This window comes from Pseudomonas sp. P129 (genome assembly GCF_020312195.1).
Classification (GTDB): Bacteria; Pseudomonadota; Gammaproteobacteria; order Pseudomonadales; family Pseudomonadaceae; genus Aquipseudomonas; species Aquipseudomonas fragariae.
Genome location: NZ_JAGPYS010000004.1, coordinates 14,453 through 41,393 on the forward strand (window position 1 = coordinate 14,453; position 26,941 = coordinate 41,393).

The following is a 26,941-nucleotide window of genomic DNA, read 5'->3' on the forward strand; positions in this document are numbered from 1 at the left end:
AGACAGCGCCATCCCTGACTCGAAAAATAACCGCTCGATCCGACCTGATGACCCCTTCGCTATCCATAGTGCCCAGCAAGGTGTCGTTCTGGCCGTAGATGCAGAGCCTGACTTTGGTGACGTCCATGTTCTCTTGATCCTTGGTAGGGAGCTTTGACCATAGCGGGCACCTGGAAATCCGCTACATACTCCGACGGGCGTATATCTCTTCGTGCGATGAGCGTCTGAAAGCGGTAGTCATGCCCGAGCACGTCGTATTCAAAATATCGCCCGGAGCGTTCATGAAGCCGCTCGTAATATGGCGCGTCGAATCTCGGCGGCTACCGCGTAGGCTGGTCAAGTCGAATGCAAACTGTTGGGCATCACGGTTGCAGTTACGCACTCTAACCGTTCGTCCGGGTGAGTTGTCGCATTGTGGTCGTATCTTTGCTGTATTGCGGCCACATTTGGCCCAACCTTTAAACAGCCCTTTTCGGTTTTTCCGAACGCCGGTACAACGTGGGCACGATCTGCGATTTGCGCCTGAATCACAGTCAACAGCACCTGCTGTGCATGCTTCACCCAGCCATCCCCAAGGCTGTCACTAACCCCGCTTCGGCGGGGTTTTTCATTTCAGCTCCCCCGGAAGGGTGGCAACCGGATGCGCACCATGCCCGACAAACCAGATACGTGGGCCAGGATCGTGGCGGCCATTTCAAATCCACTGTGGCAGGGCATGATCATGGCCATCGTCGTTTCTCTACTGCGCATCCTCTACGACGCCAAAGAAACCAGTAAGCGCCGGATCTTATTCGAAGCGCTGATCTGCGGGTCGTTGAGTCTGGTCGCGTCCAGCCTGATTGAGTGGATGACTTGGCCGCCCAGCTTATCGGTAGCTGCAGGTGGAACGATTGGCTTTCTTGGCGTTACGGCCATTCGCGAATTGGTGGCCCGTTTCATAGGCCGGAAGGTGGATTCCCTATGAAGGCTATCGCCGCTGCAATCATCATTGCGCTGGTGGGTGTACTGCTCGTCGGCATTCAGCAGTACCGGGTCGTCGCGTTGCGCGGCGAGGTGGAAGTGGAAGCAACGGCCAAGAAGAAAGCACTCGACGCCAATCACGAAAGCGAGGCCACCATCACCACGTTGCGCGCCGAGGCCCAACGTAACGCTGCCTATCTGAAGGACTTGAATCAACGGATCAAGGCCAGCGAAAACAAAGCCAAACAGGCGAGGAAAGAATTTGAAGACCTCAAGCGCAACAGCAAGCCCGTTCGTGATTGGGCTTCTCAGCCTTTGCCTGACGGCCTGCGCGGCAAAGCCGGTGGTGGTCACAAAGACGTCAGCGGTTCGAATCGAACCCCCTGAGCTGATTCCTTGTGAACGCATCAACGCCGATGAGGCTGACCTTCGTTCGAACGGCGACGTCTGGGAGCTGAAGGATCAGGCCATCAAGCTGCTCGACACCTGTGCCGATCAGGTCGACGCCCAGATCCTGCGCAGCCAGAGCAAGTAGGTCGTGGACCTACCCACGGCCACCCGCACCCTGGCTCGTGATCTCGGCGTTTCGGGTCGAATGACCTGTTTTGGTGCGCCCCGAGAGAGGGGGGACCCTGGGGGTATTCGGGGCATACGGGGCTGCGGACTCGCGGAAGTCTGTTAGCGGACAGTTTTCCCACGTTGGTTGACAGTGGTTGACAGTTGACAGCGCTTTAGTTGACAGAGGTTTACATGACATTTCTCTCACGTACTGCTTACGCAAAAAGCAAAGGTTGGTCTCGACAGTACGTGGGCAAGCTTGCTCAAAACGGGAGACTGGTTGAGACCGCTGACGGGCTAGTTGATGTCTATGCCACCGAACAGTTTTTGGGTATTACCAGCGACCCTTCAAGACGGCCAGCGAGTACGCCTGCTCAACCCAGTCCTATTTCGCATGTTATCGAACCGGTTAACCCGGCAGAGTCGTCGTCAATGGTTGTTGGCTACCAGCAATCAAAAGCACGTTTGGCATTGGCCCAAGCGAGGCTCGCTGAAACCACTCTTCTTGAAACGAACAAGTCTCTGGTTGAAGTAGCGGTAGTCGACGCTGCCGCATTTGCAGCCGGTCGTATGCTCCGTGATCTAATTTTGTCCTTGCCCACCCAGATTGCTCCCGAACTGTCCGGAATGTCAGACCCTTGGGAGATTGAAAAATACCTAGTTGCTTCGCTACGACGTGTTCTTGATGACGCGGCGTCGATGACAGCTGCGGACTTTGACAACGCTATTCATTCATAGAGCGCTCATATGCATTTTCCATACGCCGATGGTGTGAAAGTTCACCATGACGCGTATATGCGCGGACTTAAGCCTGACCCGGAACTGTGGGTAGATGAGTGGGCCGACGAGCACATGCGTATCCCGCGAGATACAGGTGCTGCCGAACCGGGCAAATACCGCACGGCGCGTACCCCTTACGCCCGAGAGCCGATGCGTTGTTTGTCGCCTGGTCATCCCTGTAAGCGGGTGGTCACCATGGTGGCCTCGCAGTTGATGAAGACGCAGATAGCACTCAACTGGATCGGGGCGTTGATCCACATGTCACCGTCGAACATCCTCACCTTGTTGCCCAGCCTTGGCTTGGCCAAGCGGGTGTCCGCGCGGATTAGCAAGACCATCAACGCAACGCCGGTTCTGCGTGAACGTGTGGCTTCGCCGCGTTCTCGGGATGCTCGCAACACGATGGATACCAAAGAGTTCGAAGGTGGAGCGCTGTTCGCCACAACAGCCGGTTCTGCGGCCAACCTTGCCGAACTGTCGGCGCGATTTGTCTACGGCGATGAAGTGGATCGCTGGGACGTGGATGTTGATGATGAGGGTGACCCGATAGAGCTGGCTGAAACGCGGGGCAGTACCTTCGGGCGCAACGCTAAGTTTTACTTCTCCAGCTCGCCGACCATCAAAGGCGCTTCGCGAATCGATGACCTCTTCTCGACCAGCGACCAGCGCTACTACTACGTGCCATGCCCAACGTGTGGGTACATGCAAACGCTGGAGTGGGAACGTCTGCTTTACTCGCCGGACTTCACCACCGTGCATTACCAGTGCGCCGGTCCGGACTGCGACGTCCTGATCGAGGAGTTTCACAAGGGTGACATGCTCGCCCGTGGCGAATGGCGCTCACATGCCCAAGGCGATGGTGAGACGGTGGGTTTCCACCTCAACGCTTTGTACGCCCCGCTTGGGTGGCAGGACTGGTCATCACTGGCCAAGCAATATGAGAAGGCCAAGAAAGCTCAGGATAGGGGCGACCTTGAACCGATGCAGGTGTTTTACAACACTCGTCTCGCCAAGGTCTGGGACAGCGCACAAGAGCAAACCAAAGCCGATGTCCTGCAAGCCCGAGCGCTGCTGGAAAACTACGTGCTGGGCACCATGCCTGCTGGTGTGTTGTCGCTAGTGTCATCAGTCGACGTGCAGGCTAATCGTCTTGAAATGATGGTCGTGGGCATCGGCGAAGGTATGGAGCGCTGGATCGTCGACTTTCAAGTGATCATGGGCGATCCGGCTGATGATCGGACCTGGCAGGTGCTGGATGAAAAGCTCAAAGAGCGCTACCGCCACCCATGTGGGGTAAGCCTAGCGATCTTGGCAACGGGTGTCGACTCAGGTGGACACCACACTCACGAGGTCTATCAGTTCTGTCGCGTGCGACGCTGGCGCAATGTCTTCGCCATCAAAGGCGCGAGCAAACCCGGCAAGCCGGTTATCGCTCAACGGCCCTCACTGGTTGACGTGACGTGGAAGGGCCAGACCGAGCGCAATGGTGCTGAGCTGTGGATGGTCGGCACCGACACGGCAAAGGACTGGATCTACAACCGCTACCACCTGGAAAACGGGCCGGGCGCATTGCACTTCCCCAAAGATTTACCCGATGACTTCTTTGGCCAATGCGTGGCTGAGCGCAAGGTCACTCGCTACGTCAAAGGCTTCAAGCGCATCGAGTGGGTGAAGGGCAAGGCTGAGCGCAACGAAGCGCTGGACTTGCTGGTGTACAGCCTCGCGATGGCGCATTACCTGGGGCTGCATCGCTACGGTGAGCACGACTGGGCCAGGCTCAAAAATGCCTTGGCGCAAGCCGGTCTGTTCGACGACACAGGTCACGCAAAAGCCCCTATGGCAGAGCGTCTGAGTGTGGAGCCAAAACCTGAGCCTAGGCCGGAACCTCGACCTCAGCCTGTGGCTGCTGCCGTTCGAGCGCCAGATCGTCCGACTCCGCAACCCCAGCAACCCCAGCAACCCATGCAACGCCGTGCTTCCACCAGCGGCTATCTGAAGAGACGTTGATATGGCTTACACCCAGAAGCACCTTGATGCCGTCGAGGCAGCGATAGGGCGTGGCGAAAAGATCGTGCGTTACGCAGATCGGACGGTCGAATACCGCTCGGTTGATGAGCTGATCCAGGCTCGCGATCTGATCCGCACCAGCCTGACCAATGCTGCCGGTCCACGCTCGCGGGTTGTCCGCCTATACCACGGGGGCAAAGGCCTGTGAGCACTCGTTACCCTACGCTGTCACGCTCAGGCTTTCTGGTGCCGGAGCGCATCAAGGCCAGCTATGAAGGCGCTGCCGACGGTCGCCGGTCTGCCACTTGGGACGCACCTGATATAGGCGTCAACAGCCTGATCATGCCCGCGCTGCGCAATTTGCGATCCCGCTCCAGAGCCGCAGTGCGCAATGACCCTTATGCAGCCAATGCCATTGATCGCAGGGTCAGCAACCTTATCGGCACCGGCATCACCCCGCAGCCCAGGATCGCGGACAAGGAATTGCGCCGTATCTTTCAAGAGACGTGGGAGGACTGGGTGGATGAGTCCGATGCCGATCAACTGACGGACTTCTACGGTCAGCAAGCTTTGATCGCCCGGACGGTTGAGCAGTCGGGCGAATGCTTTGTCCGGTTGCGCCCGAGACGCATGGACGACGGCCTGGCGGTTCCTTTTCAGTTGCAATGCCTGGCACCTGAGTTCGTTCCGCATGACAAGTTTGAGGTGACCAGCACCGGCAACATCATCCGCGCCGGGATCGAATTCAACGGATTCGGCAAGCGGGTGGCCTACTGGTGTTATCGCTCCCACCCGAGTGACATGACCTCTATCAACGCCGGTTACAACATGCTGGTGCGTATCCCGGCCAGCCAGATGCTGCACATTTTTGAGCCGGTGGAGCCCGGCCAGCTTCGCGGTGTGCCTCGGCTTGCACCAGTGCTCAAGCGACTGCGCAGCCTGGACAACTTCGACGATGCTGTCCTGTTTCGTCAGGAGGTAGCCAACCTGTTCGCGGGCTTCATCCGCAAGCCTTCTGCTGACGGTCCGCCCATGCTCGACCCGTTGACGGGCGCGCCGATCAAGGTCGGAGGCGACGGCTTCACGCCGATGGTCGCGCTGGAGCCAGGCACGATGCAGGAGCTGCTGCCGGGGGAGGAGGTCGAATTCTCGACACCGCCTGATGGCGGCAACAACTATCCCGACTTCATGCGGCAGCAGCTTATGGCTGCAGCTGCCGGTGCGGGGCTGCCCTATGAGTTGATGACCGGCGACATGCGCGGCGTCAACGACCGCACCATCCGGGTGGTGCTCAACGAGTTTCGTCGGCGTCTGGAGCAGCTGCAGTTCAGCGTGTATGTCCACCAACTGTGCCGTCCCGTCCGGGCGGCGTGGATGGACATGGCGGTGTTGTCGGGTGCTTTGCAACTGGACGACTACGCCGCACGCCGTCGCGAATACCTGCGCACGCGCTGGGTACCGCAAGGCTGGTCCTACATCCACCCAGTGCAGGACGTGCAATCAAGAACGATGGAGATCAACGCGGGCCTAGCCTCGCGCAGTGAGATGTGCCTGCGCACCGGCACCGATGCCGAGATCGTGGACGAAGAAAACGCCGCTGATGCGGCTCGCGCCCGAGGCTTGGGCCTCAACTACAGCACCTTGTCGGCGTTCGATGAGGACCCCGACGAGAAGGAGAACCCATGAAACCGTTGTTGCCGTTTCGCATTTTCAACAAGGCCCCGGTTGCCTTGGCGGTCGAGGACCAGAACTGGTACCGCATCAAGGCTGAAACCCAGGCCGAGCAGACCACCATCGAGATCTATATCTACGGTGAGATCGGCGGCTGGGGCATTACGGCCAACCAGTTCATTCAGGACCTGAAAGCCATTGATGACGGCGTGTCGCCCATCGTGGCGGCGTTCAATACCATCGGTGGCGATCTGTTCGACGGGCTGGCAATTCACAACGCGTTGAACCGGCTGGGTGAGCGCTGCACGGCGCGGATCGATGCGCTGGCGGCCAGTGCCGGGAGCGTTGCGGCTTGTGGCGCACATCGCATGGTCATGGCGTCCAACGCCATGTTGATGATCCACAACCCGTGGACCTACACAGCCGGTGATGCCGAGGACCTGCGCAAGGTCGCCGATGTGCTGGACCAGACGCTGGAAGCCATTATCGCGGCGTACAAGACCAAATCGCCGGACATCGACGAGGTCGAGCTGCGGCGCATGGTCAACGCTGAAACCTGGCTCACCGCGCCGGAAGCACTGGCGCTTGGCCTGGCCGACGAGATCGGGGCGGGAGTAGAGGTCAAAGCCTGCCTGGGGCAGGGTGCTGCCATACAGCGGTTCCGCCAGACGCCAAAGGCCTTGCTGGATCAGCTCAACGCCGTTGAGCCCGAGCCCGAGCCAGAACGAACTGACCCACCAACTGATCCTGAACCGGCTGATGCATCCGCCTTGGCGCTGATGATTACGAAAGCCTGCGGCGCAGCGGGCATCAACAACCTGATCGAGCCTTTGATTGCGTCCACCAAGCTCGCTGATCACGCAACGGTGCAGGCGGCGATCACCCAGGCCAAGGGTGTGCGCGACCTGTGTGTTGCGGCTCGCTTGCCGGAGCTGACCGCCGAATTCGTCAGCGCAGGGCTGGACAAGCAGGCCGTGCAGGCGCGTCTGTTTGAGAAGCTGGTCAGTAGCGGCAAGGGCTTTGAAATCGATAACAGCCTGCCGTTGCAGGACGATCCACCGGCCAAGGTTCAGGCCAAGCAACCCGATCACCACGACATCTATGCGGCCCGCAGGGCGGCGCAGGGTGGCAAGAAACCGACCTCTACAGGAGCACGTCCATGACCATCAAAATGGAGCCTATCCATGCCGGTGAATTCCTTCTCTCCGAAGGTGCCGGAAACATCTCGCGAGAGTCGATCAACGTGGCCGCCAGTGAGGCCCTGAATGCGGGCCAGTTGCTGGGCCTGGTGACAGCGTCTGGTGAGTTCGCCCCTTACGACCCGACCGCCGAAGACGGTAGCGAGATCGCTGTTGCGATTCTTTTCGCACCTCTTCCTGAGTCCGACATCGTTCGTCGCGGTCGCGCCGTAGTGCGGCTGGCCGAGGTTGCTGAAACGCTGCTGACCGGTCTGGATCTGGACGCTGAGAAAGCGCTGGCCAAGCAGTTCATCATCCTTCGCTGATCGTTCTATCGGCCACAAGCCCCGATTCATTTTCGTTTATCCGACCCCGCCATTTGCGGGGTTTCGTTTTTCTGGAGAATACCCCCATGGCCGATATCGCCATTTTCGACGACGAAGCATTCAGCGTCGCCACGCTTACCGCCGCCATCAACGAGCAACCTTACCTGCCGGGGCGCATCAGCGGTCTCGGCCTGTTTCAGGAAGAGGGCATCGCGACCCTGACTGTGCAGATCGAAAAGGACGGCGACACCCTGGCGCTGGTCCCGGCCGGTGAGCGTGGTAGCTCTGGTCTTGTCGTCACCAGCACCAAGCGTCACATGATTCCGTTCAACACCGTCCACCTGCCGGAGCGCTTCACGATCCGGGCGGATGAGATTCAAGGCATTCGCGCATTCGGTTCCCGCACTGAACTGCAGGCTGTTCAGGACGTGATCAACACCCGGCTGGCCCGTGCCCGCCGCCAGCTCGACGCCACCCACGAGTTTCAGCGCATGGGTGCGCTCAACGGCCAGGTGCTGGATGCTGACGGCAAAACCGTGCTGTTGGACATATACGCAGCCTTTGGCGTGAAGCGTCAGAGCCTGTCCATGGGCCTGAACGACGCAGGCACCGAGTTGCGCGTCAAAGCGGGCGAAGCGCTGGACATGCAAGAGGACGCACTCGGCAGCGTGACCAGCACCGGCTCACGAGCGTTCTGCGGCAAGAACTTCTGGAACAAGCTGATCGTTCACAAGTCGGTCAAAGAGACCTATCTCAACTCGGCGCAGGCGTCGGAGCTGCGCGGTGATGCCCGCGAAAGTTTCGAGTTCGGTGGCATCGTTTGGGAACGCTACCGTGGCAAGGTCGCCGGTATCGCTTTCGTGAATGACGACGAGGCGCTGCTCGTACCTGAGGGCGTGCCGGACTTGTACATCTCGGCTTTCGCTCCAGCGGACTACATGGAAACGGTCAACACGCAAGGCATCCCTTATTACAGCAAGCTGGAAACGCTGCCGTTCGGCAAGGGCGTGGCGGGTGAAGCTCAGTCCAACCCGCTGCACCTTTGCACCCGACCTCGGGCGCAGATCCGCCTGACGCTGTAGTCATGGCGTTCCGTGACTTGATCGAAACCCTAGATGACGCCGTGTTCGATGTACTGAGCGACACGGCGTTTATTGAGGGGCGCGAGGTGTCGGGCATGTTCTCGGCACCCTGGCTACAGCCCAAGCTGGGTCGCATCAACACGGGTTTGCGTGAGCCGCATCTGGTCATCCGCGTTCTCGACGCGCAGGGCGTTGTTGAGCGTCAGCAGGTACGCATCGATCTGCCAGTGCAGGACGGTGGAGGTACTTACACGCTGATCCGTCAGGAGCCTGGAGGGGATGCGTTGGTCACGTTGATTCTGAGGATTAACCCATGAGCGTAGGCAGCTTCTACAAGCAGTCGGCCAAGGACGGCATGATCACCTTGCAGCCATCCTCGGCCGATCTGGAAGCGTTCAAGGATTTTGCGGCGGCGGTTCCCGAAGCGGCGGTAGCAGCCCAGCGTCGAGCCATCAACAAGACGCTGCGCTGGTTGCGCACGCACATTGCCAGGGCCGTTGGGCGGCAAGAGCGCATCGCAGTCACGGCTGTTCGGCAACGCCTTCGGGCCTACCCGGTCAGCGGTGGCACGATGCGCGGCAAGCTTTGGTTTGGTCTGGATGCCATTTCTGCTAGTCGTATCGGCCGTGCGCGGCAGAGCCGCACCGGCGTATCAGTTGCCGGTCGCCGTTATCAGGGCGCGTTCTTCAAAACGGTTTACGGCGGCAGTCCTGATATCTGGATACGCACTGCGAGCAAGCATTTCGACTCAGGCGCGTACGCCGAAACAAGGCAAGGCAAACGCCGCTCCGGCTTCATCGAAGAAAACGGCAGCCGCTTCCCGTTGGCCAAAGCCAAGGTGTCACTGGAAGAGGCGAGACCCCACTTCGATAGCTGGGTGAAACAGGCCGATGAACGCCTGCTGGAGATTCTCAAGCAGGAATTCAATTACGAGTTGCAGAAGTACCTGAAAGGAACCGCCCGTGTCTGACGAAGCCTTCAATCTTGATTCGCTGTATGAAGCCATTGAGCAACACATTAGGGACGCGATAGTCGGGCTTGAGTACGTCGGCACCATGCCGGACATGCTCCAGCAGATCGCCGTCCCGGCCGTGCTGATCGAGCTGGTGGAGTTGGAGCCGGGCGTTGATCAGGGCACTGGGGAAACGGCCTTGATTGCCCGGTTCGAAGCACGGGTCATCGTGGGGTCAGAGCGCGAGCAATGTCAGCAGCAGGCAGCCTTTGCAGCCTCGCAACTTGCTGTACTGCTTAGGCTGCAAACCTGGGGGCTTGAAGTCGAGCCTTCCGAGTTTGTCCGTGCCGCGCAGGACTGGTCGCGTCCCGAGCTGGACGGCTACGCAGTCTGGGTCGTCGAGTGGACTCAAGGGATCTACCTCGGCGAGGAGGAATGGCCGTGGCCGAATGAGCCACCCGGCACGCTGGTCTTCGCGTTCACTTCCGATACCGGGCGCGACAGCGATGACCATTACCAAGCGCCTGAGGATATGTGATGAGTTTCGCGTTGGCTGAACATGACCGCATGCTGGCCGGTGTGGTGAAGGACTGCTACGTCGTAGCGCTGGACCTTGCCGCATCACCTCCGGTCTGTCGTGTTTCAGACGGAAATTGGGTGAGTGCCTGGGTTCGCTGGCACAGCGTTGCAGCTGGCAAGGCGCGCCACTGGCGAGCACCGTCAATGAACGAGCAGGGCACCTTAATCAGTGCCAGCGGTGACGTGTCGCAGGGCACGTTCATTCCGGGGCTGTATGGCAATGCCGGTGCCCAGCCTGATAACCGTGACCACGTCGAAGTCTGGCGCTTTGACGACGGCGGTTCCTTGATCTACGACTGGCAGGCCAACACCTACACAATTGATCTGCCCTCTGGAACGGTGACTGTCACAGTCGGAGCCAGCTCGGCCGTTGTGACCGACGACTCTATCAGTGCGACCTCCGGAACGATCACTGCCAAGGCAGCCACGATCACGCTGGATGGCAACGTCACGATCAGCGGAACGCTCGCCGTAGTCGGTGATATCCATGGCGGCGGGCAGATTATCGACACGGGTGGCAACACCCCGAACCACAAGCACTGACCCGGCCCGCACTGCGGGCTTTTTAATGTCTGGAGATTATTCGATGGCGACAGTGAAAGGCGACAAGGCTTCTGGTGATGAGCCGGCCGTACAAGCAAATCAGGTCACACCTGCGACTGCATCCGTAGCTGATGCCGTTTCACCTCCCGTGCCCCCGGTGGCGGTTCGGACCTACCGTGACACGCTGTACACCTCCCGCACGCTTATCCTGCCGGATGACCGCACGCTGGCGGTCGCCAAAGGCATTGTCACCGCGCTGGCAGATGACGCGGTCGCGGTGCAGTGTCTGAGCACGCATCCCGACCTTGAGTCGTTGGAGTAAGTCATGATCGGAATGGATCGCCGAACCGGTCAGCCCGTCTCCGGCCTGGCGCACCTGCGGCAGTCCATCGAAGACATCCTCACGACACCGATTGGCAGCCGGCGCATGCTGCCAGAGTACGGCAGCAAGATCAGGCGATTCGTGGACCTGCCCGTCAACGATGGTTGGAAGAGCGCAGTGCAGGCCGAGGTCGCAAGATCGCTTTCACGCTGGGAGCCGCGCCTGCGCCTTGAGCGGGTGAGGGTGGTTGCCGTTCTGAACGGACAGGTCACCTTGCAACTGACAGGCACCTACCTCGGTGACAACGCAGTATTGGAGGTAACGGCATGAGCCTGATCGAATTGTCGGCGCTGCCCGCGCCACAGGTGCTCGAAGACCTGGACTTTGAAGAGGTCTATCAGGGCGAGCTGAGCGCATTTCGTGAGTACATGGGCGATAACTGGAGCGCCTTGCTGGAAAGTGACCCGGTGACAAAACTGCTTGAACTGGGCGCTTATCGACGGCTTCAGAACCGCGCCCGAGTCAACGATGCGGCCAAGGCTCTGCTGCTGGCCTATGCCCGAAAAGCGGATCTCGATCAGTTGGCAGCCAACGTTAATCTCAGGCGTCTGGAGATTCAGGCGGCAGATCCGAACGCCGTGCCGCCAACCGCTGCAGTCATGGAAGAAGATGACGCCTTGCAGGAACGTGTCCAACTGGCCTATGAAGGGCTCACCACGGCGGGACCACGAAACAGCTACATCCTGCATGCACGCAATGCTTCGGCGCTGGTGGCCGATGCGACCGCCGAGAGTCCTTCTCCGGCGGTGGTGGTTGTCACGGTGCTCGCACTGGAAGGCAGCGGTGTGGCCAGTGCAGATCTGCTGGAGACCGTTCGGCTCAATCTCAGTGACGAAGATGTACGCCCGCTGGGTGACCGCCTGACAGTGCAGAGCGCAGAAATCCTGCCTTATCGGATCAATGCGGTTGTTCATATGGTCGGCAGTGGTCCTGAAACCGAGGCGACTCTGGCCGAATGCAAAAGCCGTCTGCAGTCCTGGATCAATCCCCGAAGACGGCTTGGCCTTGAGGTCGCTCGGTCAGGCGTAGATGCGCAATTGCACATCAGCGGTGTCAGCCGGGTTGATCTGCAAGGCTGGACCGACATCCGCCCGACGAAGGCGCAGGCAGCCTGGTGCGAAGCATTCACTGTGACGCGGGGTAGTTGAGATGATCAGCTTGCTCCCCCTCAACAGCACCCAGTTGGAACGCGCCATTGAAGTGGCTACGAATGAAGTCACCCAGATTCCATTGCGCACGTTGTACAACCCGCAGACCTGTCCTGCACACCTGCTGTACCACCTTGCCTGGGCTTGGTCCGTGGATCGTTGGGATGATGAATGGTCCGAGCCGGTGAAGCGTGCGGCTATTGCCGCTTCGTTTTTCATCCATGCCCGCAAAGGCACCATTGGTGCTATCCGCCGCGTAGTTGAGCCGTTGGGTTATCTGATTGACGTGATGGAGTGGTGGGAGACAGTGCCACAGGGCATACCCGGAACCTTTGCTCTGAAAGTCGGAGTGCTGGATACCGGTATTACCGAAGAGATGTATCAAGAGCTGACTGCACTGATTGACGACGCCAAGCCGGTCAGTCGGCACATGCGGGAGCTGGCTATAAGCCTGGAAACGACCGGCAGGTTTTACATGGCCTTGTCGGTTTCCGAAGGCGATGAAATCGATGTTTACCCACCTGTGCAGCGTGACATCGATGTCACGGGTTTTGTCGGGTTGGGTGGACGTGAAACCACTATCGATACTCTGGATGTCTTCGCATGATCGATCAGACTTCGCAATTCTTTGCCATCTTGACCAACATCGGTGCTGCCAAACAGGCGAACGCCGATGCGTTGGGCATCGCATGGAAAATTGCACAAATGGGCGTCGGGGATGCCAACGGAGCCGATCCTGTTCCGGATGCCTCGCAGAAAAAACTGATTAACGAGCGACGTCGAGCACCGCTCAACCAGCTCAAGGTTGACCCTGCCAACAACGCAATCATCATCGCCGAGCAGGTCATCCCGGCTGAAGTGGGCGGGTTCTGGATTCGTGAAATCGCCTTGTACGACTCCGATGGAGACATGGTGGCGGTCGCAAACTGTGCGCCATCATACAAACCGGCGCTGACTCAAGGGTCCGGCCGTACCCAGATAGTTCGTATCAACCTGCTGGTCAGCAATACCAGCAACGTTGAGCTGAAAATTGACCCTTCTGTCGTGCTGGCAACGCGTGCTTACGTTGACGATAAAGTCGCCGACGAACTCAACAAGCTCGATCACAAGCAGTCGGTACGGGTTGCGACTTCGACAGACATCAAATTGTCCGGTCTGCAGACCGTGGACGGCATTGAGCTTGTCGACGGTGACCGGGTCTTGGTCAAGTCGCAGACCGCTGGAAAAGAGAATGGCCTCTATACGGTAGTTGCCAGCGGCAACTGGCTGCGCTCGCAAGACGCAGACAGTGATCCTGAGGTAACTGCCGCGCTTATTGTTTCCGTAGAAGAGGGGACTTTGCTGGCCGACACAATCTGGCAACTGCTTACAGGGGGGCAGATTCGTGTTGGAACAACCCCGTTGGTTTTCCAGAACATCACGGCGGGCTTTGCTCCATTGCTGTCTCCGGCTCTGTTGGGCACACCTACGGTGCCCACGGCTGCGGTAGGTGCCAACAACAAGCTGGCTGCCAACACCGAATTTGTGCAGGCCGCGCTGGCGGCTGGGCTTTCGCAAAAGCTCAGCCTGTCTGGAGGACAACTCAAGGGCAGGTTGAAGGCCAAGGTAGGCGCGGCCACTGCGGGCAACACGAACGACAGTGGTTTTGTATTTGATGACGATACCGGGATGTTTAGCTCTGCAGACGGCGTTATTCAGCTTGCGGCAAATGGCGATCTGATTTTCCAGCACATCGCTGGCGGCGCGGCCCAGTTCTTCCGGGGCGTGAGGGTGCCCAAAGGTCCCCCTAATACTGAGGACAACTCATCGGTGGCGGGCTACACGTTCGCCGAGGATGGCGACAGTGGCATGTTTGCGGAAGGTGGAGGGCAGAACTCCGGTTCTGATTTGGTTTTCCGGATCGATAAAGTTGAGGCCGGCCGCATCAAGGGGCAGATGAAGTCCGGAGCACAATCCGGATGGACCCGCTTGTTGAGTGGAAAGATACTTCAATGGACGCAGATTGCTTTGACCCCCGTAGCAGGGGCGTCAATAGCCTGGACTGCGGTTCTCCCAACCAGTTTTCTAAACGCATGCCATCAGGCGTTTGCGATCCAAGGGAACGGGGCGGGGATCAACAAGTTTCAAATCACCACGGAGGGGCTTGGCCTCGGGTCCGTCAACGGCTTTGCCTTCAGTGAGGATACGGGTGCGCGCATTATTCGTGTTTGGGCCATAGGTGAATAAATGAACAACTACTGGAGTGCTTCGCTGGGTGCTTTTTGTCGCCCTGACATCCTAGGTGACGATATGCCTGACGACGCCGTGGAAGTGTCAGAGCAGGACTATTCGATGTTGCTGGGCGGACAGGGCGAGGGCCAGCTCATTGTCACGGGAGCGGCTGGCTTCCCGATCCTCGAAGATCCGCCCCCGGCCAGTGACGAGCAACTGAGACAGGGCGCTCGCTACTGGCGCGACCAGTGGCTGGCAACCACCGACCCACTGATCGTGCGTCACCGCGACGAAAAGGAAGCTAAGCGCGCGACCACGCTGGATGATGATCAGTACTCAGCACTTCAAGCCTGGCGGCTGGATCTTCGTGACTGGCCGGAGTTACCTGCATTCCCGAGCGCAGAGAGTCGCCCCCAGCCTCCTGACTGGGTGTCGGCGCTCGTCTAAGCGCTCGCCCGTTACGCATAACGCAGCACCACCCAACCCCGCCATGCGGGGTTTTTCGTTTCTGGAGATTGTCCTATGAGTTTCTTCCACGGCGTGACTGTGACGAACGTCGATACCGGCGCACGCACCATTTCGCTCCCCACGTCCTCGATCATTGGCTTGGTGGATACGTTCACGGAAGCGCCTGCTTACAGCGCCAAGGTCAATGACCTGGTGCTTATCACTTCCGAGCGCGAGGCTATTGCAGCGTTTGGTCCTGACTCGGCGATCACCAAAGCCTGTCAGGCGATCTACGTCAAAGCCAAGGCTGTGATCGTTGCATGCGGCGTCGCCAAGCTGGACGACGCGGCCCTGCAGACCTCCGCCATCATCGGCGGTGTCAAAGCCGATGGTACCCGCACCGGGCTCCAGGCACTGCTCGACGGCAAGAGCCGCTTCAATGCCCAGCCTCGACTGCTGATCGCGCCCAAGCACAGTTCGATCCTTGCAGTCGGTAAAGCCCTGACGGCCCTGGCAGACAAGCTGCGAGCGCTGCCGATCATTGATGGCCCTAACACCACTGACGAAGCGGTCATGGCATATGCCAAAAACTTCGGCGGCAAGCGTTCTTTCATGGTCGACCCCGGTGTCCAGTATTGGGATACGACGGCCAGCGAGACGGTTGATGCACCGGGCTCTGCCTGGGTGGCGGGCCTATTCGCCTGGACCGACGCGGAGTACGGTTTCTGGGCCTCGCCGTCGAACAAAGAGTTCGCAGGCATCACGGGCACCAAGCGGCCCATCGAGTTTTTGGACGGTGACGAAACCTGCCGGGCCAACCTGCTCAACAACGCCAATATCGCCACCATCATCCGCGACGACGGCTATCGCCTGTGGGGCAACCGCACGCTCAGCAGCGATCCCAAATGGGCGTTCGTGACCCGCGTGCGCACCATGGACATCGTCATGGACGCGATCCTCTTCGGACACAAATGGGCGGTCGACCGCTCGATCACTGCCACCTACGTCAAGGATGTGACCGAGGGCCTGCAGGCGTTCATGCGTGACCTGAAGAATCAGGGCGCGATCATCAACTTTGAAGTGTTCGCAGACACCGAGTTGAACACGGCCACTCAGCTGGAGCAGGGCAAGGTGTACTGGAACATCCGTTTCACCGATGTGCCGCCTGCCGAAAACCCAAACTTCCGCGTTGAAGTCACCAATCAATGGCTGACCGAAGTGCTCGACTCTGCCGCTTAAGGAGCTGCAACGATGGCAATGATTCCCGAAACACTGAGCAACCTGAACCTGTTCGTGGACGGTGTCAGCTTTCAGGGCGACGTGCCCAGCCTGACCCTGCCCAAAATGACGCTCAAGACTGAAGAGCACCGTGGCGGTGGCATGGACTTGCCGGTTGAGCTGGACATGGGCATGGAAAAGCAGGAGTCCAATTTCACCACCACAGGCGTGCGTCGTGAGTCCCTGAAGTTCTTCGGTCTGGCGGACGGTACGGCCTTCAACGGTGTGTTCCGTGGTGCCTTCAAAGGGCTCAAAGGCAAGATCACCCCGGTCGTGGTGACCCAGCGTGGCCGACTCAAAGAGGTCGACATGGGGGACTGGAAAGCGGGTGACAAGGCCGAGATCAAACACGCAGTCGCGCTCACTTACTACAAGCTGGAAGTGGATGGCCGTGTGGTCTACGAGATCGATACGCTGGGCATGAAGCGTGTGATCAACGGTGTCGATCAACTCGCTGCAGAACGTTCGGCCCTTGGCCTCTGATAGAAGGAAAAAATCTGTGTCTCAAGTAAATCCCAATCCGAAGTGGATGACCCTGACGGCCGAGAGCGTGTCGGTGAAGCTGACCAAGCCTGCCGAGGTTAACAGCGTTCAGGTCGACACCATCACCATGCGCGCGCCTACCGTGCGCGATGTGCGCACCGCCCAGGCGGCTGCCAACGGCGACGACGAACAACGCGAGCTGAACCTGTTTGCATCCCTGGCCGAGATGGGCGTCCGCGATCTTGAAGGGCTGTCCCTCAAAGACTACAGCCGCCTGCAGGCCGGTTATTTTCGCCTGGTGCGCGACGACGAGCTTTGACCCCGCATTGCAGAGGCTCGCGGCGAAGCGGCTCGCAAAAGAGCTGGGTTTTTCGTCGGCGGAAATCATGTCCATGTCTTTCTCGGACATGATCTGGTGGCTCACGGACTGAGCCCATCCCAACATCAGAGGTGAGTGATGGCGAACAATCTGGCATTGGGCCTGGTGATTGGCGGCGCTGTCAGCCCGACTGTGGGTGCAGCGTTCAACACCGTTGAAAACCGCATCAAGAAGCTGGAGCAGCGCGGTAATCAGGCCAAGGTGCTGAGAAACACGATTGGCGAAACCATGCGCCTGCGTGATGAGTGGAAGAAAGCGCATGACAGTGGTGCCGCATCGGCCTCTGGTTTGCTGCGCAAGCTTGAGAACAACCTCGATACCCTGCGTAAGCAGGGTGTTCAGGTCGGTAAGCTCAGGCAGGAATATCAGTCCCTTGACCGTGTGGCCAGAAGCATGGACCTCAAGGTCAAGGGGCATCAACAGATCGAGCAGGGCAAGGCCGGGCTCAAGTCGGGGATCGGCACCGCCGTCGCGGGTGTCGGCGCAATGGCTGTACCGACGAAGATCAGTGCCGACTATCAGGCAATCATCCGGGACATCGCCATCAAGGCCGGTGTAGTCAATCAGCCGCAGGAAGCGGAGCTGACCAACTCTGTCATCAAGACCTCGCAAGACACCGGCATGGCACGCAATGACGTGGCCGACCTGGTCAACAAGCTGGTTGGCGCAGGCATGAGCCTGGACAAGGCACTGTCCTACGCGCCGGTGGCAGCGAAGTTTGCAGTCGGGCAGGGGGCCAGCGGCAACGATACGGCCAACATGATTCAGGCACTGCAGCAGAACGCCAAGATCACCGACCCCAAGGTCATGGAAAAAGCCCTCGAGGCAATTGCCATGCAGGGGCAGGCGGGCAGCTTTGAAGCCAGCGACATGGCTCGCTGGTTTCCGCAGTTGCTGGCGGGCATGGGCAAGTTGGGTGTCACCGGCATGGATTCGGTAAGCCAGCTCGGCGCAATGCTGCAGGTCCAGATGAAAACGGCCGGTGGTTCGGATGAGGCCGCCAACAACTTGAAGAACTGGATGGAGAAGATCGGCTCCACCGACGTGGTGAAGTCGTACAAGGACGTTGGTATCGATTATCAGGGATCGCTGAACACCGGTATCCAAAAGGGAATGTCGACCCTTGAGTCCAGCTTCGCGCTGGCCCAGCGCTACATCGAAAAGACAGACCCTGAAAAAGCCAAGAAAATGAAGGAGGCAACGGCCAAGATCAGTAAGGAGGCTGATCCGGCGAAAGCCAAAGAGATGCTGGACTCGCTGGAGCAGGCGCTGCGCACTGGCGATCTGTTTGCTGACATGCAGGTCAAGGCTGCACTGACCGCTTACACACAGAACCGCGCGCTGTATGAGCAGCTGAAAAAAGACTCACAGAATGCTTCGGGGATCCTCGACAAGAACCTTGCCGAGCGCCGCGGTGCATCGTCGCAGATCTGGGCCGAGACGTTCCAGGCCGTCAACGATTCCATGCGCAGCATTGGTGACGCGATACGGCCGGTCACTGATGCGGTTGCAAAGGGTATAACGGCAACCGCCAAGGAATTTACAACGCTTTCTGATAATGCCAAACCTGTCGTTCTTGCCATTGCGCTACTCGGCGGAGGGCTGGTCGCGCTGAAGTCTGCGGCCAGTGCTTTCAAAATTGGAAAGGGGTTGCTCAATCTCGGACGTGGCGCGCTGGGCGGCAATCCGAACAAGATCCAGAAAGTCTACGTCACCAACTCTGGCGACAAAGACGATAAGTCCGAAGGGAAGGTGGGCGCGGTCAAAGGCCTGCTGGAAACCGGTCTCAAAGCGTTTAAAGGCAAGGACAAAGCAAAAGTAAAGGGTAAGGACAAAGCTGATGCCGACGGCAAGAGCGGCGCTGACGATGCTGATGACGACGCAGAGGAAACCGGCAAGACCGGCTTTGATCCGGTCGATACCGGTCTGAAGATCCTCGATCTGTTTGGTGAGGGTGGTAATGACTCTGACGGTGCCAAGGGCGGCAGCAGCTCTGAGCCGCAGAAGGTCTTTGTGGTCAACGCCAGTGCATTCGGTGGCGGTTCGGATGCACCGGGTGATCAACGTCGGTCACGCCGCAGCCGTCGGCGTGGTGCTGCAGGTGGTGCTGGTGGTCGACGCGCAGGACCTCCGCGCCCTCCGATGCCGCCAGCCCCTCCTGTACCAGCAGGCCGACTGGCGCGGTTGGCCGGTGCCGCAGGAAAGCTGGGCGGCGTTGCCAAGATGGTCCCCGGCGCGAAGTTTCTGGATGCGTGCATGCTCGCTCTGGATACGTACCAAAACGCCGAGACCCAGGACGAGAAAGCGGAAGGCTACGGTGGCGCGGCAGGTGGCCTGGCTGGCGCATTGGCAGGTGGTGCAGCGGGTGCCGCGATTGGCTCTATCGTGCCGGTGATAGGTACGGCCATCGGGGGGGCGGTGGGTGCCTTTCTTGGTGGCATGGGCGGGCAGGATATCGGTGGCTTTCTGGGCAAAGCACTGTTTGGCTCAGATGAAAAAACCGAGGCCATCGCTGGCAAGACCGGGGACACCAAACCTTCTGCTGCACCTGGCGATGTGGTCAAGGCGATGGCGGCAGTCGCACCTGCCCCGCTGGCATTGCCTGCTGTAGTCAAGGCTGCCGAGCAGAGCAAGCCTGAACCCGCCAAGGTCGACCAGCAATTCACCTTCTCGCCGAATATGCCCGTCAACGTACAAGGTGATGTAAAGGACCCGGCACAGCTGGCGCGTGACATTGCACCGTTTCTGCAGCGCCAATTTGAAGAGTTCAGTCGGCAGGCGGCTGCCCGCCAACTGTTTGATGCCCCGCACGTGGGTTGAGGAAAGGTTATGGCTTATGCAGAACAGCTGCAGTCATCGTTGAAATACCTGATTGCAGCGGGAGAGGTGGGACGCCGTAGCCTGGATGACATGCTCGGCCCCTTGAACGGGGCCATTGGCGATATGACAGGGGCCGCGTCGGAGCTGGAGAACATTCCGTTCATTGGCCCGGCCATTGGTGAAAAACTGCAACGCACCATGCGGGGCATCAGTGTCGCGCAGACAAAGGTTGGGCAGGTGGCGGCGATGTACGGGCAGGCGACCAGTGCGGCGGCGCAGGTGCAAGAGCGCCTGGGGACGTTCAAAGAGCAAGCGTCCAAAGCCGTTGCCGCCATAAACAGGGTGGCCGGGAATGTCAGTCCTGCGCTGGGCAACATCGTACCGACGGGCAGCTTCGCAGCGCAGATGACACCGGCACCCGAGGCAGTGAAGCCATTCCCGCATCTACTGATCGTCCAGCCGCTCAAGCCCGAGGCGCAGCCTTACTACTTCAACCTGGACACTGCGGCCTTCGATGAGCTTCGCAGGCAGACCGCGTTCCGGTGGGCCGGGCAAGAACGTTTGACCCGCAGCATTGCGCAACAGGCAGTTGGTTTGGGCGACGATAAGCTGAGTTTAAAGGGAGCCATTTTCCCCGGCTTCAAGGGCGGTCTCAAGCAACTGGATACCTTGCGCAGCATGGGGCGCAACTTGCAGCCGCTGAGCCTGACAACTGGTTACGGGGAGGTGTTGGGCAACTGGTGCCTGCTCAGTGTGGATGAAGAACAGAGCAACCTGCTCGCCGGCGGAATTCCCCGAAAACAGGGCTTCTCATTGGAGTTTGTGAGCTATGGCGACGATCTGCAGAACGTCTGACGGAGATCTGCTGGACACTATCTGCCACCAGTATTACGGGCACCTGAACGGTAGTGTTGAGGCGGTGCTGGATGCCAATCAGGGCTTGGCAGATGAACCTCAGCCCTATCGGGCGGGCGTTCAGATCGTGCTGCCGGATCTGCTTATCCAGACAGAGGAGATGATCCAGCTCTGGAACTGAGAAATATGGTATGTATTGCATCGCAACATTCAAATAGTCATGAAAGGAATCGGTAGCATGGAATACGCTTCTTGGTCTGAGACGGTCATTGAAAATTTGATCAGCGAAGGCATTGATCCTCAGCTTGTTCGAAAAATCTTTAACGAGGAAAAAAAAGAACTCGAATCTATTTATGGCGGGGGAGATCTTACGTTAGTCGGCGTGCATTTTATCAAGACGCTAGAGCCTCATGATCTTGACCTCCAAATAGCCGAGGATCGCTTGCATGGCGCGGGCTTGGATGAGCTATCCGCCGCCTATAGCGTTACCAAGGACGAAGCGCGTCGTCGCGCGATTGTAGGTGCAACCAAGAAAACAGTTACGCTCGGATTGTTCCGTGGCCAAAGAGTCGACCCCAGCGCTCCACTGGATTTCTAACTCAGAGTTTCCACTCTGTAAACCTCATAAAGAATTGTCAAAGCCCGCCTTGTGCGGGCTTTTTATGACGGGTACTTCGTTCATGCAGCCTACTTTCCGCATTCTCGCCGGAGGGAGCGACATCACTTCCCTAATAAACGACCGTCTGTTACTGCTGCGCACAAGCGATAAGCCTGGGATGGAGTCAGATGAGTTTGAGTTGCGCATCGACGACAGGGATCGGGCCGTTTCACTGCCTGCGCGTGGTGCAGACATTGAGATATACCTCGGTTACGAAGGGCATCGACTGACCCGACTGGGTCTATACACCGTTGATGACATTGAGGCGTCCGGTCCTCCCGATACGTTGGTCATACGCGGCAAGGCCAGCGATATGCGCGGCAGCGGCCGGACCACGCGGTCAGGCAGTTGGGAGAACGTCACCCTGCAGCAGATCGTCAGCGAAGTTGCTACACGTAATGGCTGGAAGCCGGTGTGTACCGTCACCACAAAAGTGCCTCGCGTCGATCAACTCGACGAGTCGGATTACAACTTCATCACCCGGGTGGCCAAGAAGTATGACTGCACCGCTAAAGTTGCCGACGGTAAGTTGCTGGTGCTGCCTCGGCAAGACGGATTGAGCGCGAGCGGTAAGGCCCTCGAGGTGGTAACGATCCGTCGTCATGACGTAGCACGCTGGCAGTTTCGTCTCAGCGACAAGACCACACAGAAAGCTGTCCAGGCCAAACATCTGGATAAGAAAACTGGAAAGCTTCAGGTAGTTGAGCTTAGCAACGATCAATCCCCTAACGGCCTCCCGCCCGTTCATACCGACCGCCATATCCATCCCAATAAGTCCGCTGCTGAGCAGGCAGCCAAGGCACGCCTCGCGGCATTTAACCGCAGTACCGCAGGTCTTCGGCTGGAAATGGCGGGGCGCACCGATCTTTTCGCCGAGCGACTGATCAATGCACTGGACTTCAAAGTCGGCCTTGATGGCGAGTACCTGGTTGACTCGGTTGAACAGGTATTCACCCAGTCTGGCTGGACCACGGCTATTGAATGCAATGGTGGGAAGTCCGGCAAGGCCAAGGCGAAAGGCAAGAAAAAGAAAGAGAAAAAACCGGTCAAGGTCGTACAGCTTTAACCCACCAGATCAACATCTACTCATCAGGAGAACCACGCATGTCGATAACCACGCAGCAATTGCTGCAGATACTTCCCAACGCCAGCTCCCGAGCTGGCGTTTTTGTTCCCGTCCTAAACGTTGCGATGAGCAAGTACGCCATTATCACCAGATTGCGAATTGCTGCGTTTCTGGCGCAGGTCGGGCACGAGTCCGGCCAGCTTCGTTACGTGCGCGAGCTGGGCAGCGATCAATATCTCGACAAGTACGACACCGGGCGGCTGGCTGAGCGCCTTGGTAACACGCCAGAGGACGACGATGATGGGCAGTTGTATAGGGGCAGGGGACTTATACAAGTCACCGGGCGAGACAATTACGCCGCGTGCGCAGAGGCGTTAGGGCTGGATCTGCTGGAACATCCCGAACTGTTGGAGCGCCCAGAGCATGCAGCCATGTCTGCAGGTTGGTTCTGGCACCGTTCGGGGCTCAATGCTTTGGCGGATAAAGGGGACTTTCTGACGATCACCAAACGTATCAATGGCGGCACCAATGGTCAGGCAGATCGGCAAATGCTCTACGAGCGTGCCTTGAAGGTCTTGCCCTGATCGAGCGATGGGCCGTTCAGACCTGAGCCGAAAGAGCCCCAGCAGCAAATTGAAAAAGAGCGACCAGTCGAGATGCGCCAACATCCCGGCTGGTCACTGATCCCGCAGATTACCCCTGCAAGTCCAGCCAAGGCTCTCGCTTCGTGCACAAAGCGGAGCGAGCCTAGCACCTGTCTATATATACAGTAAAGGTCTTGCTTTCTATGTCCACACCCATCATCCCTTGGATGGGCGGCAAACGCCGCCTAGCCGACCGCCTGATCCCGCTTTTCCCGCCCCACGAATGCTACGTCGAAGTGTTCGCTGGCGGTGCGGCCCTCTACTTCATGCGTCCCCAGGCAGCCCCGGTTGAGGTCTTGAACGACATCAACGGAGACCTGGTGACGCTGTATCGCGTTGTCCAAAACCACCTTGAAGAATTCGTCCGCCAATTCAAATGGGCACTCAGCTCGCGCCAGGTATTTGAGTGGCAGAAGATGACCCGCCCCGAAACCCTCACCGACATCCAGCGCGCCGCCCGGTTCTTTTACCTGCAGCACCACGCCTTCGCAGGGAAGGTCACTGGACAGACGTTCGGCACTGCCACGACCGGCCCGGCCATCAACCTGTTGCGGATCGAGGAAAACCTTTCTGCGGCCTGGCAGCGTTTGTCCGGTACGTATGTGGAGAACCTGCCGTGGCTTGAGTGCGCAGAGCGTTACGACCGGCCTCACACTTTCCATTACATGGATCCGCCGTACTGGCAGACCGCAGGGTACGGGGTAGATTTTCCATTTGAGAATTACGAGCGAATGGCTGACTTCATGCGCCACTGCAAGGGAAAGGTCATGGTGAGCATTAATGATCATCCAGACATACGGCAAGTATTTGAAGGCTTTCATTTTGAAACTGTGGACATTTGCTATAGCACGGCCAATCAGAGAAAGGGAAAAGCTGATGTCAGCGGCGAGCTGGTCATCACGACCTGGGAACCAGCGGTGCTGCGTGGGCTGTTCTAGATATAAGATCAGCCTCTAGTTTGCGGTAAATATGCTGGTCTAATCTACTTACAGTCGTTGCGCCTAGATAAAGATTTTATAATCTATCCGGGCGCTGTTTAAATCTATGTGGTTATCTATAGTTCGCTCTCATGTTCTGAGTCGATGATCAAGCCATAGTCATACCCAGCAATTTTGCGCTGGTACTGAATGATCAAGCCAGTGATGTCAGGATCACCAATTCGCTCCTCAGCAAGCCTGAATTTGCTCATTGCATCATCAAAGACAGACATGTCTTTAGTTTTTTTAAAAATTTCAATACCGACATCACAGTATATTCTCATTACGTCCTTGTTGTCTTTGTATCTTTCCACAGCGCTACTCGCCAATGTTCTAGCTCTATCAAGAATTGCGATTCGATCCTCATCAAGTATTCCGGGAGTTCGTTCAGCCCTAGCTAGCAAAAGCATAATCTTAAAACGCTGAACGGGGCCGTCTGCTTTGAAATCATTCTCAAAAAGACGTATCTCCGTATCCGCTTTCTCTAGCTCATTTACATCAATAAGGTTCCTTATGAGTCTATGGCGTGGGACCCTCTCTCCCGGTGCAACAGATATCATTTTTCGAAGCAGTTTATTTCTAACATGCTTGTCGGTGATTCTATTGATACCTTTTTCAAAACCACACAGTTGTCTAATTGTCCGTATCTCCACATCATATGTGGGGACAATATTGTCAATAACTCTCTCAAATAAAGAGTAGTATTCTTTTATGTCCGTCATTTTATATTGTGAAATGATGTCAGTTATAACGGGGTGACGTCCCTTCCATCCATAAATTCCGTCTTTTTCGCTGATAACGTATTCATGAATTATATCAACAAGATTGGTTAGAGATGCAGTAACATTTTGAGCGGGAATTCCTAAAAGTCTTATGACAAGCTGCCTGTGAACATTGATTCCAGAGCTTTCCATCGCTGCCACTAGGCGATAGACTTCTCTATAGTCTTCCGGTAGAGACGCGAACTCACGAAGAACGATGTCGTCAAATTTTTCAGAAGCAAAAATATTTTTGAGACATACAAATGTATCGGATTCGCATCTGACCATAAGCCGTCTTTTACGTTCAGTTCTTGAAAAGCCGGAAAAGCTGTTTTCTACCAATGGCTTCAAATCTTGGTTCGTATCAACCAGGGTTAGTAGTTCATCGACTTCCGAAGCATCTAATCCTTTAAGTACATGTTGCGCTCCATGCTTGAATATATTTGGAGTTTTTACGCGGGGATTCCATTGGTTTCTCGCTGAAACTAGAATGATCTTAAAGATTTTATTGTTGGCGGCTGCTAGCAGATCAATCAGTGCGTTAACTTCAAAGATATGGTTGTGTGCATCATCAATTAGTAGCACGCCACGCTCTTTGCTTCCTGCAAGATGTGTCGCTACTTCAGCCCAGTGACTATAAAGCAAGGTGTGATCTGATTTGTGCTCCCAGGCATGCCATTTCTTCACACTTAGCTGATGTATAATTTGTTTTGCTAATGTGGTTTTACCTGTTCCGCTAGCACCCAATATTACTATATTTGTTATTTTTTCTTGGTCGAGTTGTTCAAGAATCAGATGCCCAGAAGTTCGGCGGAATGTCAGGCTGGCCGAAATATCTGCATAGGACGCAGGCCATCCATTAAACATCGAACTTGCATCTTTTAAACTGTTTTTAATTTCATGTGATGCGTCTTTTGTAACAGGTCTTAGTATATGGCTGTAATCTAGCGGATCTCCTGTTGATGAATAAGTGTTAGTTATCTCTGTGTTTTTCATTAGCTCGATAAAGAAATTATCAAGTCCGCCGAATGCAACTTTTATACCTCTTCTTTCGTGCAGTATGGCGCGGTCTTCATCTTCGGTGTATAGTAGTAAGTATATAGTAGAGGGGTTGTGGCTCTTGCTGTTTATGTCTAGTGCTTTAGTTATGAGGTCTTTTATATGTGGGTCGGCTAATGAGTATCCAATTATGACTAAATCAGACCCGGATAAGTCTAATTTTAGAGATTCATATAAGTGATCTCTATATTCATTTGTCAGATCATAGTCGTTTTCCGAAATTATAATTCTGCTATGTATACCATCTACTTCGTCTTTGTCTATGGTTCCGTGGATCTTAAATAGCTTTGTGGTTTCTGGTATTTTTTGTAGTGTGAAGTCGAAATTAGATGAGGTTACTGAAATTGGACGATTTTTTTTTGCGTAGGATTGTTCAATCAGTGTGTCATAGTTGGTGGTATAAATGTTTTTCCAGTTATATAGTGGGATGTTTAACAAGCTCCCAGTTACGCTAAGATTTTTGAATGCTAAACGCAGGCAATCGATCATTTCCCTGCGTGAACGTTTTTGCTCTATTAAGCTAGTGATTTCACTCAGTGAGTACCCCTCACTGCTCAAGCCAAATTTGGAGGAAAATATCTCTATTAGTTTAGCAACAGCCGGAGCACCTGAAGGGATCGACGAGCCGGCACCAAAGAAAAGCACCGTGCTCTCTGGGGTTAGCCTTTTGGTTAGCTCGCTTATGGATATGCTCATCGATAAATCCTTTTAGTATTATTATGACTGTAATATAAAAACGTTTGACAATCTATGCCACTCGGAACGGTTTGTCGAGTCACATTGCCACTGCCGATCCACGCTTGCGATTTGGAGGATGTAGGAGTGTTTCAGGACGTTACACACCTTGGAAGACCGTTTGCCAGCGTTTTCAGATAGTGGGGTGGCAATGGCACGTTCGAGCAGATCCTGCGTCACCTTCATCTTTCTTTGTGAGAGGAAGATTTCATCGATCTGGAGAGTTCGATGGTCGTCTCAACTCCCATTCGTTTCACCTCAGCGTACAGCGATGCTGAAAAATCGGCTTGTAGGAGGCGCAGCACCGTTGTCTGGGCCGAAGCGGACGTACTTACCGCCGAATCATTGAAATACACCTCACCCGCGCGCGATATATAGTTTTTTGCTGATAGTCATGCGGTC

General features: G+C 56.8%; 31 protein-coding genes. 30 read left to right on the forward strand and 1 reads right to left on the reverse strand.

Annotation, left to right across the window (positions count from 1 at the left end):
* Positions 1–640 precede the first annotated feature (640 nt).
* The 30 genes from KBY02_RS12050 to KBY02_RS12195 all read left to right on the forward strand — a co-directional run bounded on the left by KBY02_RS12050 (position 641) and on the right by KBY02_RS12195 (position 23,945).
* Positions 641–964, forward strand: coding sequence for a phage holin, lambda family (locus KBY02_RS12050; RefSeq protein ID WP_003377395.1), 324 nt, complete (start codon positions 641–643; stop codon positions 962–964).
* Positions 961–1,347 carry a hypothetical protein gene (locus KBY02_RS12055; protein WP_225650467.1) on the forward strand — a complete coding sequence of 129 codons (387 nt, stop codon included), beginning with the start codon at positions 961–963 and terminating at the stop codon, positions 1,345–1,347. Before KBY02_RS12050 ends, KBY02_RS12055 begins: the two co-directional genes overlap by 4 nt.
* Positions 1,307–1,495, forward strand: coding sequence for a hypothetical protein (locus KBY02_RS12060; RefSeq protein WP_004663048.1), 189 nt, complete (start codon positions 1,307–1,309; stop codon positions 1,493–1,495). Before KBY02_RS12055 ends, KBY02_RS12060 begins: the two co-directional genes overlap by 41 nt.
* 215 nt (positions 1,496–1,710) lie before the next feature.
* Positions 1,711–2,256, forward strand: a complete 546-nt coding sequence (locus KBY02_RS12065; RefSeq protein ID WP_225650469.1) for a hypothetical protein — start codon at positions 1,711–1,713, stop codon at positions 2,254–2,256.
* A 9-nt stretch (positions 2,257–2,265) separates the two neighbouring features.
* Positions 2,266–4,305, forward strand: a complete 2,040-nt coding sequence (locus tag KBY02_RS12070; RefSeq protein ID WP_225650471.1) for a phage terminase large subunit family protein — start codon at positions 2,266–2,268, stop codon at positions 4,303–4,305.
* Between the two features lies 1 nt (position 4,306).
* Complete coding sequence (locus KBY02_RS12075; RefSeq protein WP_003377401.1) at positions 4,307–4,513, forward strand: phage head-tail joining protein; 207 nt, start codon at positions 4,307–4,309, stop codon at positions 4,511–4,513.
* Entirely contained in the window at positions 4,510–5,991 is a 1,482-nt protein-coding gene (locus KBY02_RS12080; RefSeq protein ID WP_225650473.1) for a phage portal protein, read from the forward strand. The genes KBY02_RS12075 and KBY02_RS12080 overlap by 4 nt, the downstream gene beginning before the upstream one ends.
* Positions 5,988–7,139, forward strand: a complete 1,152-nt coding sequence (locus tag KBY02_RS12085) for a head maturation protease, ClpP-related (protein ID WP_225650475.1) — start codon at positions 5,988–5,990, stop codon at positions 7,137–7,139. The genes KBY02_RS12080 and KBY02_RS12085 overlap by 4 nt, the downstream gene beginning before the upstream one ends.
* The gene (locus KBY02_RS12090; RefSeq protein WP_225650477.1) at positions 7,136–7,480 is read left to right on the forward strand and encodes a head decoration protein; all 345 of its coding nucleotides are present in this window, start codon (positions 7,136–7,138) and stop codon (positions 7,478–7,480) included. Before KBY02_RS12085 ends, KBY02_RS12090 begins: the two co-directional genes overlap by 4 nt.
* 86 nt (positions 7,481–7,566) lie before the next feature.
* Positions 7,567–8,562, forward strand: a complete 996-nt coding sequence (locus KBY02_RS12095; RefSeq protein ID WP_074910542.1) for a major capsid protein — start codon at positions 7,567–7,569, stop codon at positions 8,560–8,562.
* A 2-nt stretch (positions 8,563–8,564) separates the two neighbouring features.
* Complete coding sequence (locus tag KBY02_RS12100; RefSeq protein ID WP_096115282.1) at positions 8,565–8,879, forward strand: hypothetical protein; 315 nt, start codon at positions 8,565–8,567, stop codon at positions 8,877–8,879.
* A complete protein-coding gene (locus KBY02_RS12105) occupies positions 8,876–9,532 on the forward strand; it encodes a phage tail protein (protein WP_225650478.1) in 657 nt (218 codons plus the stop codon). Before KBY02_RS12100 ends, KBY02_RS12105 begins: the two co-directional genes overlap by 4 nt.
* Complete coding sequence (locus KBY02_RS12110) at positions 9,525–10,052, forward strand: hypothetical protein (protein WP_225650480.1); 528 nt, start codon at positions 9,525–9,527, stop codon at positions 10,050–10,052. Before KBY02_RS12105 ends, KBY02_RS12110 begins: the two co-directional genes overlap by 8 nt.
* Positions 10,052–10,636: a phage baseplate assembly protein V gene (locus KBY02_RS12115; RefSeq protein WP_020313278.1), complete on the forward strand. Its 585-nt coding sequence runs from the start codon at positions 10,052–10,054 to the stop codon at positions 10,634–10,636. Before KBY02_RS12110 ends, KBY02_RS12115 begins: the two co-directional genes overlap by 1 nt.
* 43 nt (positions 10,637–10,679) lie before the next feature.
* Complete coding sequence (locus KBY02_RS12120; protein ID WP_225650482.1) at positions 10,680–10,958, forward strand: hypothetical protein; 279 nt, start codon at positions 10,680–10,682, stop codon at positions 10,956–10,958.
* Positions 10,959–10,961: 3 nt separating this feature from the next.
* Positions 10,962–11,288, forward strand: coding sequence for a GPW/gp25 family protein (locus KBY02_RS12125; protein WP_225650483.1), 327 nt, complete (start codon positions 10,962–10,964; stop codon positions 11,286–11,288).
* Positions 11,285–12,166 carry a baseplate J/gp47 family protein gene (locus tag KBY02_RS12130; RefSeq protein WP_225650485.1) on the forward strand — a complete coding sequence of 294 codons (882 nt, stop codon included), beginning with the start codon at positions 11,285–11,287 and terminating at the stop codon, positions 12,164–12,166. Before KBY02_RS12125 ends, KBY02_RS12130 begins: the two co-directional genes overlap by 4 nt.
* A 1-nt stretch (position 12,167) precedes the next feature.
* A complete protein-coding gene (locus tag KBY02_RS12135; protein ID WP_225650487.1) occupies positions 12,168–12,773 on the forward strand; it encodes a phage tail protein I in 606 nt (201 codons plus the stop codon).
* Positions 12,770–14,392: a phage tail protein gene (locus KBY02_RS12140; RefSeq protein ID WP_225650488.1), complete on the forward strand. Its 1,623-nt coding sequence runs from the start codon at positions 12,770–12,772 to the stop codon at positions 14,390–14,392. The genes KBY02_RS12135 and KBY02_RS12140 overlap by 4 nt, the downstream gene beginning before the upstream one ends.
* Entirely contained in the window at positions 14,393–14,824 is a 432-nt protein-coding gene (locus tag KBY02_RS12145; protein ID WP_225650490.1) for a phage tail assembly chaperone, read from the forward strand.
* A 75-nt stretch (positions 14,825–14,899) separates the two neighbouring features.
* Positions 14,900–16,063 (forward strand): phage tail sheath family protein, encoded by a 1,164-nt coding sequence (locus tag KBY02_RS12150; protein ID WP_225650492.1) that lies wholly within the window; start codon positions 14,900–14,902, stop codon positions 16,061–16,063.
* A 12-nt stretch (positions 16,064–16,075) separates the two neighbouring features.
* Positions 16,076–16,585, forward strand: coding sequence for a phage major tail tube protein (locus KBY02_RS12155; RefSeq protein ID WP_225650493.1), 510 nt, complete (start codon positions 16,076–16,078; stop codon positions 16,583–16,585).
* A 46-nt stretch (positions 16,586–16,631) separates the two neighbouring features.
* Positions 16,632–16,904 (forward strand): phage tail assembly protein, encoded by a 273-nt coding sequence (locus KBY02_RS12160; RefSeq protein WP_003377418.1) that lies wholly within the window; start codon positions 16,632–16,634, stop codon positions 16,902–16,904.
* A gap of 138 nt (positions 16,905–17,042) precedes the next feature.
* Positions 17,043–19,784, forward strand: a complete 2,742-nt coding sequence (locus tag KBY02_RS12165) for a phage tail tape measure protein (RefSeq protein WP_225650495.1) — start codon at positions 17,043–17,045, stop codon at positions 19,782–19,784.
* A 9-nt stretch (positions 19,785–19,793) separates the two neighbouring features.
* Positions 19,794–20,639 carry a phage tail protein gene (locus KBY02_RS12170; protein ID WP_225650496.1) on the forward strand — a complete coding sequence of 282 codons (846 nt, stop codon included), beginning with the start codon at positions 19,794–19,796 and terminating at the stop codon, positions 20,637–20,639.
* Positions 20,614–20,820: a tail protein X gene (locus KBY02_RS12175; RefSeq protein ID WP_225650498.1), complete on the forward strand. Its 207-nt coding sequence runs from the start codon at positions 20,614–20,616 to the stop codon at positions 20,818–20,820. The genes KBY02_RS12170 and KBY02_RS12175 overlap by 26 nt, the downstream gene beginning before the upstream one ends.
* A gap of 57 nt (positions 20,821–20,877) precedes the next feature.
* Positions 20,878–21,237: a hypothetical protein gene (locus KBY02_RS12180; RefSeq protein ID WP_225650500.1), complete on the forward strand. Its 360-nt coding sequence runs from the start codon at positions 20,878–20,880 to the stop codon at positions 21,235–21,237.
* Positions 21,238–21,319: 82 nt separating this feature from the next.
* Entirely contained in the window at positions 21,320–22,363 is a 1,044-nt protein-coding gene (locus KBY02_RS12185) for a phage late control D family protein (RefSeq protein WP_225650502.1), read from the forward strand.
* 38 nt (positions 22,364–22,401) lie between these two features.
* Entirely contained in the window at positions 22,402–22,947 is a 546-nt protein-coding gene (locus tag KBY02_RS12190) for a glycoside hydrolase family 19 protein (protein WP_225650503.1), read from the forward strand.
* A 203-nt stretch (positions 22,948–23,150) separates the two neighbouring features.
* Positions 23,151–23,945 carry a DNA adenine methylase gene (locus KBY02_RS12195; RefSeq protein WP_225650505.1) on the forward strand — a complete coding sequence of 265 codons (795 nt, stop codon included), beginning with the start codon at positions 23,151–23,153 and terminating at the stop codon, positions 23,943–23,945.
* A gap of 116 nt (positions 23,946–24,061) precedes the next feature.
* On the opposite strand, the gene KBY02_RS12200 is transcribed toward KBY02_RS12195, so the two are convergent.
* Positions 24,062–26,500: an SIR2 family protein gene (locus KBY02_RS12200; RefSeq protein WP_225650512.1), complete on the reverse strand. Its 2,439-nt coding sequence runs from the start codon at positions 26,498–26,500 to the stop codon at positions 24,062–24,064.
* Between the last annotated feature and the right edge of the window lie 441 nt (positions 26,501–26,941).

Excerpts from the sequence above, each read along its gene's own strand:
- KBY02_RS12050 (WP_003377395.1), top strand. The coding sequence starts at position 641 with ATGCGCACCATGCCCGACAAACCAGATACGTGGGCCAGGATCGTGGCG.
- KBY02_RS12055 (WP_225650467.1), top strand. The coding sequence starts at position 961 with ATGAAGGCTATCGCCGCTGCAATCATCATTGCGCTGGTGGGTGTACTG.
- KBY02_RS12065 (WP_225650469.1), top strand. The coding sequence starts at position 1,711 with ATGACATTTCTCTCACGTACTGCTTACGCAAAAAGCAAAGGTTGGTCT.
- KBY02_RS12070 (WP_225650471.1), top strand. The coding sequence starts at position 2,266 with ATGCATTTTCCATACGCCGATGGTGTGAAAGTTCACCATGACGCGTAT.
- KBY02_RS12075 (WP_003377401.1), top strand. The coding sequence starts at position 4,307 with ATGGCTTACACCCAGAAGCACCTTGATGCCGTCGAGGCAGCGATAGGG.
- KBY02_RS12085 (WP_225650475.1), top strand. The coding sequence starts at position 5,988 with ATGAAACCGTTGTTGCCGTTTCGCATTTTCAACAAGGCCCCGGTTGCC.
- KBY02_RS12090 (WP_225650477.1), top strand. The coding sequence starts at position 7,136 with ATGACCATCAAAATGGAGCCTATCCATGCCGGTGAATTCCTTCTCTCC.
- KBY02_RS12095 (WP_074910542.1), top strand. The coding sequence starts at position 7,567 with ATGGCCGATATCGCCATTTTCGACGACGAAGCATTCAGCGTCGCCACG.
- KBY02_RS12100 (WP_096115282.1), top strand. The coding sequence starts at position 8,565 with ATGGCGTTCCGTGACTTGATCGAAACCCTAGATGACGCCGTGTTCGAT.
- KBY02_RS12105 (WP_225650478.1), top strand. The coding sequence starts at position 8,876 with ATGAGCGTAGGCAGCTTCTACAAGCAGTCGGCCAAGGACGGCATGATC.
- KBY02_RS12115 (WP_020313278.1), top strand. The coding sequence starts at position 10,052 with ATGAGTTTCGCGTTGGCTGAACATGACCGCATGCTGGCCGGTGTGGTG.
- KBY02_RS12120 (WP_225650482.1), top strand. The coding sequence starts at position 10,680 with ATGGCGACAGTGAAAGGCGACAAGGCTTCTGGTGATGAGCCGGCCGTA.
- KBY02_RS12125 (WP_225650483.1), top strand. The coding sequence starts at position 10,962 with ATGATCGGAATGGATCGCCGAACCGGTCAGCCCGTCTCCGGCCTGGCG.
- KBY02_RS12130 (WP_225650485.1), top strand. The coding sequence starts at position 11,285 with ATGAGCCTGATCGAATTGTCGGCGCTGCCCGCGCCACAGGTGCTCGAA.
- KBY02_RS12135 (WP_225650487.1), top strand. The coding sequence starts at position 12,168 with ATGATCAGCTTGCTCCCCCTCAACAGCACCCAGTTGGAACGCGCCATT.
- KBY02_RS12140 (WP_225650488.1), top strand. The coding sequence starts at position 12,770 with ATGATCGATCAGACTTCGCAATTCTTTGCCATCTTGACCAACATCGGT.
- KBY02_RS12145 (WP_225650490.1), top strand. The coding sequence starts at position 14,393 with ATGAACAACTACTGGAGTGCTTCGCTGGGTGCTTTTTGTCGCCCTGAC.
- KBY02_RS12150 (WP_225650492.1), top strand. The coding sequence starts at position 14,900 with ATGAGTTTCTTCCACGGCGTGACTGTGACGAACGTCGATACCGGCGCA.
- KBY02_RS12155 (WP_225650493.1), top strand. The coding sequence starts at position 16,076 with ATGGCAATGATTCCCGAAACACTGAGCAACCTGAACCTGTTCGTGGAC.
- KBY02_RS12160 (WP_003377418.1), top strand. The coding sequence starts at position 16,632 with ATGACCCTGACGGCCGAGAGCGTGTCGGTGAAGCTGACCAAGCCTGCC.
- KBY02_RS12165 (WP_225650495.1), top strand. The coding sequence starts at position 17,043 with ATGGCGAACAATCTGGCATTGGGCCTGGTGATTGGCGGCGCTGTCAGC.
- KBY02_RS12170 (WP_225650496.1), top strand. The coding sequence starts at position 19,794 with ATGGCTTATGCAGAACAGCTGCAGTCATCGTTGAAATACCTGATTGCA.
- KBY02_RS12175 (WP_225650498.1), top strand. The coding sequence starts at position 20,614 with ATGGCGACGATCTGCAGAACGTCTGACGGAGATCTGCTGGACACTATC.
- KBY02_RS12180 (WP_225650500.1), top strand. The coding sequence starts at position 20,878 with ATGGAATACGCTTCTTGGTCTGAGACGGTCATTGAAAATTTGATCAGC.
- KBY02_RS12185 (WP_225650502.1), top strand. The coding sequence starts at position 21,320 with ATGCAGCCTACTTTCCGCATTCTCGCCGGAGGGAGCGACATCACTTCC.
- KBY02_RS12190 (WP_225650503.1), top strand. The coding sequence starts at position 22,402 with ATGTCGATAACCACGCAGCAATTGCTGCAGATACTTCCCAACGCCAGC.
- KBY02_RS12195 (WP_225650505.1), top strand. The coding sequence starts at position 23,151 with ATGTCCACACCCATCATCCCTTGGATGGGCGGCAAACGCCGCCTAGCC.
- KBY02_RS12200 (WP_225650512.1), bottom strand. The coding sequence starts at position 26,500 with ATGAGCATATCCATAAGCGAGCTAACCAAAAGGCTAACCCCAGAGAGC.